General features: G+C 68.5%; 10 protein-coding genes. 7 read left to right on the forward strand and 3 right to left on the reverse strand.

Annotated elements, in window-relative coordinates; all coding sequences use genetic code 11:
- The first annotated feature begins 174 nt into the window (after positions 1-174).
- On the forward strand, positions 175-1,203 hold the full coding sequence (locus tag MYA_RS02020; RefSeq protein ID WP_011883118.1) for a transporter: 1,029 nt from the start codon (positions 175-177) through the stop codon (positions 1,201-1,203).
- Between the two features lie 116 nt (positions 1,204-1,319).
- Here the strand turns inward: MYA_RS02020 and MYA_RS02025 are convergent, their stop codons facing one another.
- Positions 1,320-3,488, reverse strand: a complete 2,169-nt coding sequence (locus MYA_RS02025) for a M1 family metallopeptidase (RefSeq protein WP_011883119.1) — start codon at positions 3,486-3,488, stop codon at positions 1,320-1,322.
- A 645-nt stretch (positions 3,489-4,133) separates the two neighbouring features.
- Here MYA_RS02025 and MYA_RS02030 point away from each other — a divergent pair.
- The 3 genes from MYA_RS02030 to MYA_RS02040 all read left to right on the forward strand — a co-directional run bounded on the left by MYA_RS02030 (position 4,134) and on the right by MYA_RS02040 (position 6,836).
- Positions 4,134-4,628, forward strand: a complete 495-nt coding sequence (locus tag MYA_RS02030; protein WP_014722351.1) for an LEA type 2 family protein — start codon at positions 4,134-4,136, stop codon at positions 4,626-4,628.
- 94 nt (positions 4,629-4,722) lie between these two features.
- The gene (locus MYA_RS02035) at positions 4,723-5,856 is read left to right on the forward strand and encodes a methyltransferase (RefSeq protein ID WP_014722352.1); all 1,134 of its coding nucleotides are present in this window, start codon (positions 4,723-4,725) and stop codon (positions 5,854-5,856) included.
- Positions 5,857-5,945: 89 nt separating this feature from the next.
- Positions 5,946-6,836, forward strand: a complete 891-nt coding sequence (locus MYA_RS02040; protein WP_011883123.1) for a class I SAM-dependent methyltransferase — start codon at positions 5,946-5,948, stop codon at positions 6,834-6,836.
- 64 nt (positions 6,837-6,900) lie between these two features.
- Here the strand turns inward: MYA_RS02040 and MYA_RS02045 are convergent, their stop codons facing one another.
- Positions 6,901-7,491, reverse strand: a complete 591-nt coding sequence (locus MYA_RS02045) for a DUF1415 domain-containing protein (protein WP_014722353.1) — start codon at positions 7,489-7,491, stop codon at positions 6,901-6,903.
- 82 nt (positions 7,492-7,573) lie between these two features.
- Positions 7,574-8,197, reverse strand: coding sequence for a TetR/AcrR family transcriptional regulator (locus MYA_RS02050; protein WP_014722354.1), 624 nt, complete (start codon positions 8,195-8,197; stop codon positions 7,574-7,576).
- Positions 8,198-8,414: 217 nt separating this feature from the next.
- On the opposite strand from MYA_RS02050, the gene MYA_RS02055 reads away from it, so the two are divergent.
- The 3 genes from MYA_RS02055 to MYA_RS02065 all read left to right on the forward strand — a co-directional run bounded on the left by MYA_RS02055 (position 8,415) and on the right by MYA_RS02065 (position 12,244).
- The gene (locus tag MYA_RS02055; RefSeq protein ID WP_011883126.1) at positions 8,415-9,701 is read left to right on the forward strand and encodes an MFS transporter; all 1,287 of its coding nucleotides are present in this window, start codon (positions 8,415-8,417) and stop codon (positions 9,699-9,701) included.
- Positions 9,702-10,107: 406 nt separating this feature from the next.
- Positions 10,108-10,713 carry a nitroreductase family protein gene (locus MYA_RS02060; RefSeq protein ID WP_014722357.1) on the forward strand — a complete coding sequence of 202 codons (606 nt, stop codon included), beginning with the start codon at positions 10,108-10,110 and terminating at the stop codon, positions 10,711-10,713.
- Between the two features lie 280 nt (positions 10,714-10,993).
- Positions 10,994-12,244 carry an Hsp70 family protein gene (locus tag MYA_RS02065; RefSeq protein ID WP_011883128.1) on the forward strand — a complete coding sequence of 417 codons (1,251 nt, stop codon included), beginning with the start codon at positions 10,994-10,996 and terminating at the stop codon, positions 12,242-12,244.
- Positions 12,245-12,340 lie beyond the last annotated feature (96 nt).

The raw sequence follows: 12,340 nt of genomic DNA on the forward strand, positions 1-12,340 counted from the left end.
TTCACGCCGATCGGTTCGTCGCCAATGCGCCGCCCTCCGGGCGGCGCATTGCTTTTGGGCCGCCGCCGCGCCCGCAGCGGGTGACGGCGAGCGCGTCACGCGCGCGTCACATGCGTCGGGCATACGTTTCCTTTCATTTTCCGGCGCGACCGACGCGGCACGACCTTCGACACGATGGACCTGATCGTACAGACTTACGGCGCCGATACGTCCGGCATGGTGTGCGGATTCCGTTTCACGCCGGGCGGAGCGGGCGCGACGCTCGATGCCGAGGCAGCGGCCGCATGGCTGCGCACGTGCCGCGCGCGCGATGCGTCCGCCGCGGACGACTTCGTCTGGCTGCACTTCAATCTGGCGCACGGCGCGAGCGAGCGCTGGATGCGCACGCACCTCGGCCTGCCCGACAGCTTCTTCGCGTTCCTGCACGAAGGCTCGCGCTCGACGCGCATCGAGCAGGAAGACGGCGCACTGCGCGCGATCGTCAACGACGTGATGTTCAACCTCGAGCTGACGCCGTCGGAGATCGCGACGCTGTTCGTCCACGTCGAGCGGCGCATCATGGTCACCGCGCGGATGAAGCCGCTGCGCTCGGTCGACACGCTGCGCGCGTGCGTGCGCGACGGCGAGCGCTTCCGGTCGCCGGCCGAGCTGCTCGTGCATCTGCTGCGCGACCAGGCCGACCTGCTGATTCAGATCATGCGGCGCACGAGCGTCGACGTCGACCGCATCGAGGATCGCTTCCTGTCGCAGCGGCTCACGTCGAATCGCGTCGAGCTGGGCGCGCTGCGCCGCACGCTGACGCGCCTGCAGCGCATGCTCGCGCCCGAGCCCGGCTCGATCTTCCGGCTGCTCGCGAAACCGCCCGCATGGCTGCATGCCGAAGACGTGCAGGAGCTGCGCGAGTCGACCGAAGAGTTCTCGCTGGTGCTCGGCGATCTGTCGGGGCTCAACGAGCGCATCAAGCTGCTGCAGGAGGAGATCGGCTCGCGGCTCGACGAGCAGAACAACCGGACGCTGTTCACGCTGACGCTCGTCACGGTGATCGCGCTGCCGATCAACATCGTCGCTGGCTTCTTCGGGATGAACGTCGGCGGCGTGCCGTTCGCGGAGAACAAGCACGGCTTCTGGCTGATGGTGCTGCTGGTGGCCGGCTTCACCGCACTCGCCGCATGGTGGGCGTTTCGCCGGCGCGGCGAGCGCTAGCGGCGCGCAAAAAAAACGGGCCCCGCATGCGGGGCCCGGCGCCGGACCAGACGGTTCGAACGCCGGCCGGCGCCGCGCATGCGGCGGCCCCGGCCGGGCGAGCGCCGCCGTCGCCGTTACTGCACCAGCGTCCTGCGCGGCTTGAACATGCCCTGGTAGCGCAGCGACGGACGCTCCTTCGTCGTCGGTGCGATGCCGCCGAAGCTCGGCGTCTGACGCAGCTTCATCGCGGCCGGCGAAGCGACCGAGCCGATCGACGTCGAGCGCGAAGCCGGCGCGAGGTTGTTCGCGACGAGCAGCGCGGCCTCGCTCTTCAGGTTCGCGAGCAGCACCGGATCGGTCGAGCTGTTGACCTGCGTGAGCAGGCCGCTCCACGCGGCGTCGCTGTAGTTCACGACGTAGTAGTCGAGCCCGCTCGGATCGGCGACCACGCCCGTGCAGCCGTCGACGCGCGTCTGCGCCTGGGTGTCCTTCAGTGCGAGCGTCGTGCGCTGTGCGAGACCCTGGCCGTATGCGAGCGTGATCGGCACCGTCCATTGCAGGCCCGGATACGCGTTCGTGTTCGGGAACGGCTGCTGTTTCAGCGTGACGATCGTCTGGTTCTTCGTCATGTCGCACTGCGTGTCGAGCGTGACCAGCGGCACGCCGGTCTGGCGCACGTAGCTGTCGCCGATCGGGCCGACCGGCTGGCCGCTCGCCTTCGACAGCTCGTCCCACAGGCGCTTCGGCGTACCGTTGCCGAACGAGTAGTCGACCAGGTACTGCTGCAGGCCCTTGCGCAAGGTCTGCTCGCCGAGATAGTTCTCGAGCGTCTTCAGCACATGGCCGCCCTTGTCGTACGTGAACGCGCTGGCGCTCAGCACGAAGTCGTTCGACGCCCAGTCGTTGAAGTTCGGCGCGACCGGGAACGCGTTCGGGCCGATGTCGCGGTTGATCACGCGGTACTTGTTCTTCACCTGGTCGAGCCAGCTGAACTCGTCGGGGAAGAACTGGATCGTCGTCTTGTTTTCGAAGAACGTCGCGAACGACTCGTTGAGCCACACGTTGTCCCACCAGTCGGTCGTGACGAGGTCGCCGAACCACTGGTGCGCGACTTCGTGCGTCAGCACCTCGTTACCGTAATGCGACATCGGCTGGCCCGGCTGCGGCAGGATGTCGTCTGCGAACTCGAGAATCGAGCCCCAGTTCTCCATCCCGCCGAAGTTCAGGTCCTTCTGCTCCTTGAACGCGTCGTTCGCGGCGACCGTGTCGAACTTCGTCAGCGGCAGCGGGATGCCCGTGTAGCGGTAGTAGAAGTCGAGCGCCTGCTTGGTGCGGTCCATCGCCGGCTTCGCCCAGTCGCTCATGCCCGGCGGCGTGAACACGCGCAGGTGCAGGCTGCCCTTGGCGCCCGGCAGCGGGCTCGTGAAGTTGTCCTCGTAGGTGTCGAACATGCCGCCGCCGAAGAACAGCAGGTACGACGGCATCGGCGGCGTCTTCTCGAACTGCACGAGCTTGTAGCCGCCGCCGACGTTGGTCGACGGCTTCTCCGCCGCGTTCGACACGACGCGCCAGTTCTGCGGCACTTCGGCCGTCACTTCATAGGTCGGGCGGAACGCCGGTTCGTCCCAGCCCGGGAACCACTGGCGCGCGAGGTTGGTTTCGCCCTGCGTGAGGATCGCGCCGCTCGTCGTGCCGTCGGTGCTCTTCAGGTCGACGCGGAACACGCCTTCGGCGGCCGAGCAGCCCGGATACGGATCGTCGCCGCAGCTGCCGCCGGTGTGGTTCACCGGATCGTCGTACGACTTGAAGTTGATGATCCCCGACCACTCCATGTGCAGCGAATAGTTGCCCGGTGCGATCGTGCCGGCAGCGGGGCGCAGCTGGTAGAAGTCGCCCTTGTCCTGCGGCGTCGCGATCAGCTGGATGTTGCCCGGCTGCAGCGTGATGCGGCCGTTCGTGAACTTGATCCGGTGGCCGGCGATCACGATGTTGTTGACCGGCTTCAGCACCTTGATTTCGACGTCCGCACGCCCGTCGAACGCGTTCAGCGCTTCGTTCGGGCGGAACCACAGCCGGTAGTTGACGGGCACCACGGTGTCCGGCAGTTCGACCGGCGACACGCTCTTGTCGACGTTGGACGCGCTCGGCGCCGTGGCGACCGCCGGCGACGAGCTCGATTGCGGCGCACCGGCCGAGCTGAGCGCGGAAGCGGAGCCCGAGCCGCCGTCGTCGCCGCCGCAGCCCGCGAGCGCGAGTGCGGCAACCAGCGGCAGATAACGCATCTTCTGAATGTTGATCGGCATGACTGAAACCTCGATTGTTGAAAGGATCGTTCAGTGCTGCGAAAACGCCGGCAAAGGAAATCCCTCGCCGTTAATCGGTGGCGATGACGGATGCCAATGACGGTTTATTCGAAAAAGACGGCGGCCGACTACGTGAAGGTAATCATGGTTTACTGCCCCCTCTGTGTTTCCGGATATCGGTTGACTTGCCGGTTCAAAATGGCCGTGCGCGGGTTGTACTGAATTGATTTCGCGCGCACGACACGGGGCCGCGCGCCCTGCGCGGGCGCGCATTCCCTTGATTCCCTTTGAAACGACGACCCACGGGGCGGACCGCGCCGGGCCGCAGTACGGCAGGACGGCATGTCGCCGTTCCGTAAAATCGCCGTCATGCGGCTTCGAGGTTTGTCGGCCTGCTCGAAGGATGCGTAAATATACTTGATGGTTTTGGGTAAAGGAAACGAAAAAATTAGAAAGCGTATATCTAGAATTTTTTGCATGGCATTGAATGTCGGTCGGTATTAATTCGCTTTCGGAGGCTTCAGTCGTTTCCGTAGTTTTAATCTATTAACGATCTCGCCGCGAAGCGGAAACTACGAATCGGGGCGCGGTCGGTACAATGCAGCGACGATCCATTCCGCCGATTGCCGCCAAGGAGGCCTGCCGATGACCCGCGCCCTGTTCCGTATCGCACCGCTGCGCGCCGCGCTGCTGCTGTTCGCCGCGCTGTTCGTGCTCGGCGGTTGCGCCGGCCTCACGCGCGAGCCCGTGTCCGTGACGGTCGCCGGGCTCGATCCGCTGCCCGGACAGGGCCTCGAGATGCGCTTCGCCCTCAAGCTGCGCGTGCAGAACCCGAACGACACGCCGATCGAATACGACGGCATCTCGGTCGCGCTCGAGGTGAACGGCTCGCCGTTCGCGAGCGGCGTCAGCGATCGCTCGGGCGTCGTGCCGCGCTTCGGCGAGGCCGTGATCGACGTGCCGGTGTCCGTGTCGGCATTCGCGGCCGCGCGCCAGGCGTGGAATCTGCCCGGCGCGGCCGCGAGCGGCGAGTTGCCGTATGCGCTGCGCGGGCGGCTCGCGGGCGGCGCGCTCGGCGCCGTGCACTTTCGCGACGCCGGCACGTTGCGCATGCCGGCGCTGCCGGCGTGGGGCGGCTAGCCGCCGTTTTGCCGGGACGGGCAAAGCGCGGTATGGTGTCGTCCGCGCGGTGCGTCTGCACCGCCTGTCTGAAGCCAACCGTAGCCGAGCTCGCGTGACCGATTTCCCCGTTTTCCACTGGACCGACGCCGACGGCGTCGAACATGCCGTGCGCTGGCGCTCCGAAGCGGGCGTGCAGCCGCCGCGGCGCGCCGTGCCGGCCGACGACCGCATCACCGCGGACGCCGCCTACCGCCTCGCGTGCGAGGGCACCGCGCTGGTCTGGCAGGGCGACTTCCAGAACGCGCGCCAGCTCGTGCAGGCGCTGGCGCGGCGCGTCGAACGCAAGCCGAAAAAGGCGAAGGCCGCGGCCGGCGTCGACGCGTTCAACCTGCACCGCCTCGCGCAGTCGCAGCGCGCCCGCACGCTCGGCATGGTGCTGATTCCGCTCGACGCCGACTACACGATCCCGCTGCGCCGCGCGCCCGACGTGCGCGCCGCGTGCGAGGAAGCCTACGGGCCGGGCGGCACGCCGTCGGTCGTGTCGCTGCGCGAACTGCTCGGCCTCGTCGGCGCGCACGAATGGCGCAAGAAGGGCGTGCCGATTCCCGCGCTCGGCGGCGCGCCGATCCATCCGCATTACGGCGTGTTCTCGCCGGTGCGCGGCGAATACGTCGAACTCGTCGCGCGCACGCCGCTGCCGGCCACCTCGCTCGCGTTCGACGTCGGCACCGGCACCGGCGTGCTCGCGGCCGTGCTGGCGGCGCGCGGCGTCGAGCACGTCGTCGCGACCGACCAGGATCCGCGCGCGCTCGCATGCGCGCGCGAGAACGTCGCGCGGCTCGGCCATGCCGATCGCGTCGACGTCGTCGCGGCCGATCTGTTTCCGGCCGGCCGTGCGCCGCTCGTCGTCTGTAATCCGCCGTGGGTGCCGGCTCGCCCGAGCGCGCCGATCGAGTACGCCGTCTACGATCCCGACAGCCGCATGCTGCGCGGCTTCCTGTCGGGCCTCGCCGCGCATCTCGCACCGGGCGGCGAAGGCTGGCTGATCCTGTCCGATTTTGCCGAGCATCTCGGCCTGCGCTCGCGCGACACGCTGCTGCAATGGATCGACGAAGCCGGGCTGGTCGTGCTCGGCCGCGAAGACATCCGCCCCGCGCATCCGAAGGCCGCCGACGCGGACGACCCGCTCCACGCGGCGCGCCGCGCGGAGGTCACGTCGCTCTGGCGGCTCGGCGCGCGAGCCTGAGCGCGCATTTTCGGTAAACTGTCGCCATTCCTCACGAATCCCCGCCGCCGGGCCGTGGTCGACCGACCGTGGCCCGGCGCCGCTTCACGATGTCGAACAAGACCTACGAAATCCGTCCGGAGCAGTCCGTCGAGCTGCTCAAGGAACTGCACATCCTGACCCGCGACGGCAAGCTGAACCAGGACAGCCGTCGCAAGCTGAAGCAGGTGTATCACCTGTTCCAGTTCATCGAGCCGCTGCTCGCGAGCGTGCAGGCCGACAAGGGCAGCGTGACGCTCGTCGATCACGGCGCCGGCAAGTCGTATCTCGGCTTCATCCTGTACGACCTGTTCTTCAAGCAGCAGCCGGGACACGGCACGCCGGCGTTCGCGTCGCACGTGTACGGGATCGAGACGCGCGAGGAGCTCGTCACGCGCTCGGCCGAGCTGGCCGCGCGGCTCGGGTTCGGCGGGATGTCGTTCCTGAACCTGTCGGTCGCCGATTCGATCACGTCGCCGCAGCTGCCCGAGACGGTCGATGTCGTCACCGCGCTGCATGCGTGCGATACGGCCACCGACGATGCGATCCGCTTCGCGCTCGCCAAGCGCGCGCAGCACATCGTGCTGGTGCCGTGCTGTCAGGCGGAAGTCGCCGGCGTGCTGCGCAAGAACAAGGGCAAGTCGCTCGCGAATGCGCTGACGGAAGTGTGGCGGCATCCGCTGCATACGCGCGAATTCGGCAGCCAGATCACCAACGTGCTGCGCTGCCTGCAACTCGAGGCGCACGGCTATCAGGTGAGCGTGACCGAGCTGGTCGGCTGGGAGCACTCGATGAAGAACGAGCTGATCATCGCGCAATACAAGAACCTGCCGCGCCGCAAGCCCAGCGAGCGGCTGAACGAAATCCTCGCGATGTTCGGGCTCGCCGAGCTGAACGAGCGCTTCTTCGTGCCGGCGGCCGCGGCGCCGGACGCGCAGCCTGCGGCCGATCACGCGGGCTGACGCGCAGGGCGTACGTCAGGCACGCCGCGCGTGTGACATGCGCCGGCGGCCGGCGCGCGACGGGTCAGACGTCGTCGCCCGGCCGCTCCATCCATTCGCGCCAGCCATCGTGGCCGAGGCGGCGCAGCGTCTGCTGGTTCTTCTCGTAGATCGCGGACGCGTCCGGAAACGCGTCGACCGCGCGCGCGATGCTGTCCTCGCGCAGCAGGTGCAGCATCGGGTAAGGCGCGCGATTCGTGTAGTTCTCGATGTCGTCGGCTTCGCTGCCTTCGAACCTGTACGCCGGGTGAAAGCTCGCGATCTGCAGTACGCCGCCGAGCCGCAATTGCTGCACGAGCCGGTCGGCGAAGAACAGCGCATCGTTGTAGTCGACGAAGTCCGCGAACACGTGCGGAAAGATCAGCAGCGTGGTGTCGATACGCTGCGGATCGGCCGCTTCGAGCGCGCGCAGCTCGGTTTCGAGATCGGCGAGCGCGTCTTCCAGCGTCGTCGCCTCGCTGATCGCGTAGCGCACCTGCTCCTTCACGTACACGCTCTTCGCGAACGGGCACAGATTGAGCCCGATCACCGCGCGCGCGAGCCAGTGCCGCGTGGCGGCGAGGATGTCGTCGTGCGAATCGTGTGAATCGTGCGGGCCGGGGCGGGTGTCGGTCATGGCGAAGGCGGTCGGGTAGCGCGGCAGCGAGGGGCGCATTGTAGCCGGCGGGCGCGCGCTGCAATCTGACCTGCGTCGTCCGTCATGCGCACGCGGCCTCGATCAGCTGCGTCACCAGCGCGGGCGCGGTGCCGATCGGCGTTTCGCCGTGCCGGTAGGTCTGGCTGGCTGCGTAGATCCCTTCGATCACGAGCGCGAGCGCATCGGCGAGCGCCTGCGGCGCGCGCGCGCCGGCGCCTTCGCACAGCTCGACGAGCCGCTTCATCAGCAGCGCCTTGTTCTGCGCGACGCGCTCGCGCGCCGGGTGCGACGCGTCGGGAAACTCGGCCGCGACGTTGACGAACGGGCAGCCGCGATAGTCCTGCTGCGTCGCGCGCTCGGCGAGATCGACGAAATACTGGATCAGCTGCGCCTTCGGCTGCCCCGGATGCTTCGCGACGCTCGTATCGAAACGCTCGAAGAAGCACGCATCCATCCGCTCCAGATAGGCGAGGATCAGCTCGTCCTTCGACGAGAACTGGCGATACAGGCTCATCTTGTTGACGCCCGCGCGTTCCACGACCGCCTCGACGCCGACCGCCCGCACGCCTTCCCTGTAAAACAGCTCCTCTGCTGCGCGCAGCAGATGCTCCTGCGCGGCGGCCGCGGTGACCGGCCGCCGCGTGCGGCGTGCCGGCGTCTTGTTGGCCGCCTCGATGCCCGACATGATGACCCTCGACTGCATGGTGAATTGCTTGACATGTTACCGACTGGTCACTACGATCGCAACACACTTGTGACCGGTCGGTAACAACGCTGATCGGAGCGACGGACAAATGCCAGGTGTCGGCCAGGGTCAGCCGACGCAGCGTGCGGCGGAGGTGGCCCGGCGGTGACGTGGCGGCGCATGCGCGAGCGCGGGCCGCCAACTGGAGAACGACGAGATGAACTGGGCGGTGACACGAATCGGCGGGCGCTTTCACTACGGATGGCTCGCGGCGGCGGTGGTTTTCCTGATCCTGCTGGCGGCGGCCGGCACGCGGGCGACGCCCAGCGTGCTGATGGTGCCGCTCGAGCGCGAACTCGGCTGGAGCCGCGCGGCGATTTCGCTGGCGATTTCGGTCAACATCGCGCTGTATGGGCTGACCGGCCCGTTCGCGGCGGCGGCGATGCAGCGCTTCGGGCTGCGGCCGACGATCCTCACCGCGCTGGTCACGTTGAGCGCGGGCGTCGCGCTGTCGTCGATGATGACGCAAAGCTGGCAGATGGTCGTGGTGTGGGGGCTGATGGTCGGCTGCTCGACCGGCGTGGTCGCGTTGACGCTGTCGGCGACCTTCGTTACGCGCTGGTTCCATGCGCGGCGCGGCCTCGTGATGGGCATCCTGACCGCGAGCACGGCCACCGGCCAGCTGGTATTCCTGCCGATGCTCGCCGCGATCGCGCAGCGCCACGGCTGGCGCCCGGTGGTGCTGGTCGTCGCGGTGGCAGCTGCGCTCGTGATTCCGCTGGTCGCGTTCCTGCTGCCCGAGCGGCCGGCCGACGTGAAGCTGCGCCCGTACGGCGAGCCGGCCGACGCGCCGGCCGCGCCCGACGCGACCAAGGAGAATCCGCTCGCGGTCGCGTTCCGCACGCTGCTGACGGCGAGCCGTTCGCGCGACTTCTGGCTGCTGTTCTTCAGCTTCTTCATCTGCGGCGCGAGCACCAACGGCTACGTCGGCACGCACCTGATCGCGATGTGCAGCGACTACGGGATGACCGAAGTGCAGGGCGCGTCGCTGCTCGCCGCGATGGGCGTGTTCGACCTGTTCGGCACGACGCTGTCGGGATGGCTGTCCGACCGTTACGACAATCGCGTGCTGCTGTTCTGGTACTACGGGCTGCGCGGGTTGTCGCTGATCTATCTGCCGCATGCGTTCGGCATCGACTTCTTCGGGCTGCCGCTGTTCGCGATGTTCTACGGGCTCGACTGGATCGCGACCGTGCCGCCGACCGTGCGGCTCGCCACCGACGTGTTCGGCAAGGCGGCGGCGCCCGTCGTGTTCGGCTGGATCGTCGCCGGCCACCAGCTCGGCGCGGCCTTCGCGGCGCTCGGCGCCGGGCTGCTGCGGGCGAGCCTCGGCACCTACACGGTTGCTTCGATGATCTCGGGCGGGCTGTGCATCGTCGGTGCGCTCATCGTGCTGCGGATCAACCGCGGCCCGTCGCGGGCTGCGGCGCAGCCGGCTGTTTGAGGGTGGTTGGCCGGCGGGGGCGCACGGCGCACGGCGCCTGCGCGCGGGGCGCGCAAGAGGCATGTACGAGGCGCGCACGGGGCACACGGCGCACGCAGGAAGCATGCACGGGTATCCAGGGGGGGCGCACGAGGTGTGCATCAGGCACGCATGAGGCACGCACCGCGCACGCAGGGCCATGCCGGGACACGCACGGTTGCGCGGCTGCCCCCGTATAGATCGACCGGCCGAGGTCGCGCGCGATGCTCGGCAAGCCGGTTGCGGCCCGCGCTGGCCGGCTTCGCGAGCCTATGCAGGATCGTCGATTTGCATTGCGCGGGATGTGCGGGCGCGTGATCGCCCAAGCGGTTATGCTTGCGGTTCGCCGGGCGTTCGCGCCCCTTCATCGATGTCAGCGAGGAACCGCATGTCCGTCAAACCTGCCCCCACCACTGTTTCGATTCACGATCTGATCTCGGGCCGCTGGAGCCCGCGCGCGTATTCGGACGAGCCGATCAGCGCCGCCGATCTGCACGCGGTGCTCGAAGCCGCGCGCTGGGCGCCGTCCGCGTACAACGCGCAGCCGTGGCGCTTCATCGTGTTCGATCGCACGCAGGACGAAGCCGCATTCAAACGCGCGTTCGCGACGCTGGTGCCGTTCAACCAGGGGTGGAACGCGCCGGCGCCGGTGCTGATCGCCGTCACCGCGCACACGTTCACGCCGAAGGGCGAACCGGCGCCGACCGCGCTGTACGACGCTGGCGCGGCCGCGATGTCGCTGGTGCTGCAGGCGCACGCGCTCGGGCTCGCCGCACACCAGATGAGCGGCTTCGACGCGAAGGCGTTCCGCGACGCGTTCGAGATCCCGGCCGACGTCGCGATTCCGGCAATCATCTCGCTCGGCCACTACGGCAACGTCGACAAGCTCGATCCGGTGCTGCGCGACCGCGAAAAGGCGCCGCGCACGCGCCATGCGATCGGCGAGATCGCGTATGCCGGCGCGTGGAAGAAGGGCTTCGACGCGGCGGCCTGAGCCGCCGAGCGCGGCTCGGTGCGCGGGCGAGCCGCGCGGCGGCCGCGCGCCGGTGTGGCGAGCGCGTGACGGCGCTGACGGTGCGAACAGCCCGGCCAACGCGCCGCTGCCGCCCGCACCACCAATCCGGTGCGCCGACCACGGTCACGACCGACACACCGATTCGTCTGATCGAACCGCGGCGCGATACCGATGCCCGTCCCGGTTGTGATCCGGCGGGCTTCATGTTAAAAAGCCCGTCCTTTCCGTTTTCGCGCCGGCCACGTTGCGGCACCTTCCGATGACTTACTGCGCGATCGACTTCGGCACATCCAACTCCGCCGTGGCGCTGCCCGACGGCGACGGCATGCGTCTCGCGCCCGTCGAGGGCGAGCACCTGACGCTGCCCACCGCGATCTTCTTCAACAACGACGAGGAAACCGTCGAATTCGGCCGGGCGGCGCTCGCGTCCTATATCGACGGTTTCGACGGCCGCCTGATGCGCTCGATGAAGAGCATCCTCGGCTCGCCGCTCGCCGAAACCACGACCGACCTCGGCGACGGCAGCGCAATCGCGTACACCGAGATCATCGCGCGCTTCCTCACGCACCTGAAGCGCAAGGCGGAGGCCAAGGCGCGCGCGCCGCTCGGCCGCGCGGTGCTCGGCCGGCCGGTGTTCTTCGTCGACGACGATCCGCGCGCGGACCGCCTTGCCCAGAATCAACTCGAAGCAGCCGCACGTGCGGTCGGCTTCTCCGACGTGCATTTCCAGTACGAGCCGATCGCGGCCGCGTTCGACTACGAGTCGCGCCAGCAGGCGGAGCGGCTCGTGCTGGTCGCCGACATCGGCGGCGGCACGTCCGACTTTTCGCTGGTGCGGGTCGGGCCGCAGCGGATGGCGCGTCTCGAACGCAAGGACGACGTGCTGGCGCACCACGGCGTGCACGTCGCGGGCACCGATTACGACCGGCGCGTCGAACTGGCGGCGATCCTGCCCGCGTTCGGCTACCGTGCGCTCGATCCCGAAGGCCGCGAACTGCCGAACCGGATCTACTTCGACCTCGCGACCTGGCACCTCATCAACACCGTCTACACGCCGAAGCGCGTGGGCGAATTGAAGCTGATGAAGCACCTCTACCTGGACGTGCGGCAGCACGAGCGGCTGCTGCGTGTGGTGGAGCAACGGCTCGGGCACGCGCTGATGGCGCGCGCGGAGGAGGCGAAGATCGGCGTGGCGGCGGGCGGGGAGACGATGATCGACCTGAACGACGTCGAAGAGGATCTGCAGATCGCCTTCGACGCCGACCGTCTGGTGGCCGCGAGCGTGGACGACACCGCGCGCATCGTCGAGGCGGCGCGCGAAACGGTGCGGCTCGCGGGCATCGCGCCGCGCGACGTCGGCGCGCTGTATTTCACCGGCGGCTCGACCGGGCTGGCGTTTCTGTCCAGTGCGCTGGCCGGTGCGTTCCCGGACGCGCAGCCGGTGTTCGGCGATCGCCTCGCCAGCGTCGCGACGGGGCTCGGCATTCACGCGCAGCGCCTGTTCGGCTGAACGGGACGAGCCGGCCGCGCGAAGCGGCCGGCGGCCCGGCCATGCTGCCGCGCCGTGCCGTGCCGGAAAAACAAAAAGCCCCGCCGAAGCGGGGCT

Origin of the sequence: Burkholderia sp. KJ006 (assembly GCF_000262695.1) — a bacterium.
GTDB lineage: Bacteria > Pseudomonadota > Gammaproteobacteria > Burkholderiales > Burkholderiaceae > Burkholderia > Burkholderia vietnamiensis.

Excerpts from the sequence above, each read along its gene's own strand:
- MYA_RS02025 (WP_011883119.1), bottom strand. The coding sequence starts at position 3,488 with ATGCCGATCAACATTCAGAAGATGCGTTATCTGCCGCTGGTTGCCGCA.
- MYA_RS02030 (WP_014722351.1), top strand. The coding sequence starts at position 4,134 with ATGACCCGCGCCCTGTTCCGTATCGCACCGCTGCGCGCCGCGCTGCTG.
- MYA_RS02045 (WP_014722353.1), bottom strand. The coding sequence starts at position 7,491 with ATGACCGACACCCGCCCCGGCCCGCACGATTCACACGATTCGCACGAC.
- MYA_RS02020 (WP_011883118.1), top strand. The coding sequence starts at position 175 with ATGGACCTGATCGTACAGACTTACGGCGCCGATACGTCCGGCATGGTG.
- MYA_RS02065 (WP_011883128.1), top strand. The coding sequence starts at position 10,994 with ATGACTTACTGCGCGATCGACTTCGGCACATCCAACTCCGCCGTGGCG.
- MYA_RS02040 (WP_011883123.1), top strand. The coding sequence starts at position 5,946 with ATGTCGAACAAGACCTACGAAATCCGTCCGGAGCAGTCCGTCGAGCTG.
- MYA_RS02050 (WP_014722354.1), bottom strand. The coding sequence starts at position 8,197 with ATGTCGGGCATCGAGGCGGCCAACAAGACGCCGGCACGCCGCACGCGG.
- MYA_RS02055 (WP_011883126.1), top strand. The coding sequence starts at position 8,415 with ATGAACTGGGCGGTGACACGAATCGGCGGGCGCTTTCACTACGGATGG.
- MYA_RS02060 (WP_014722357.1), top strand. The coding sequence starts at position 10,108 with ATGTCCGTCAAACCTGCCCCCACCACTGTTTCGATTCACGATCTGATC.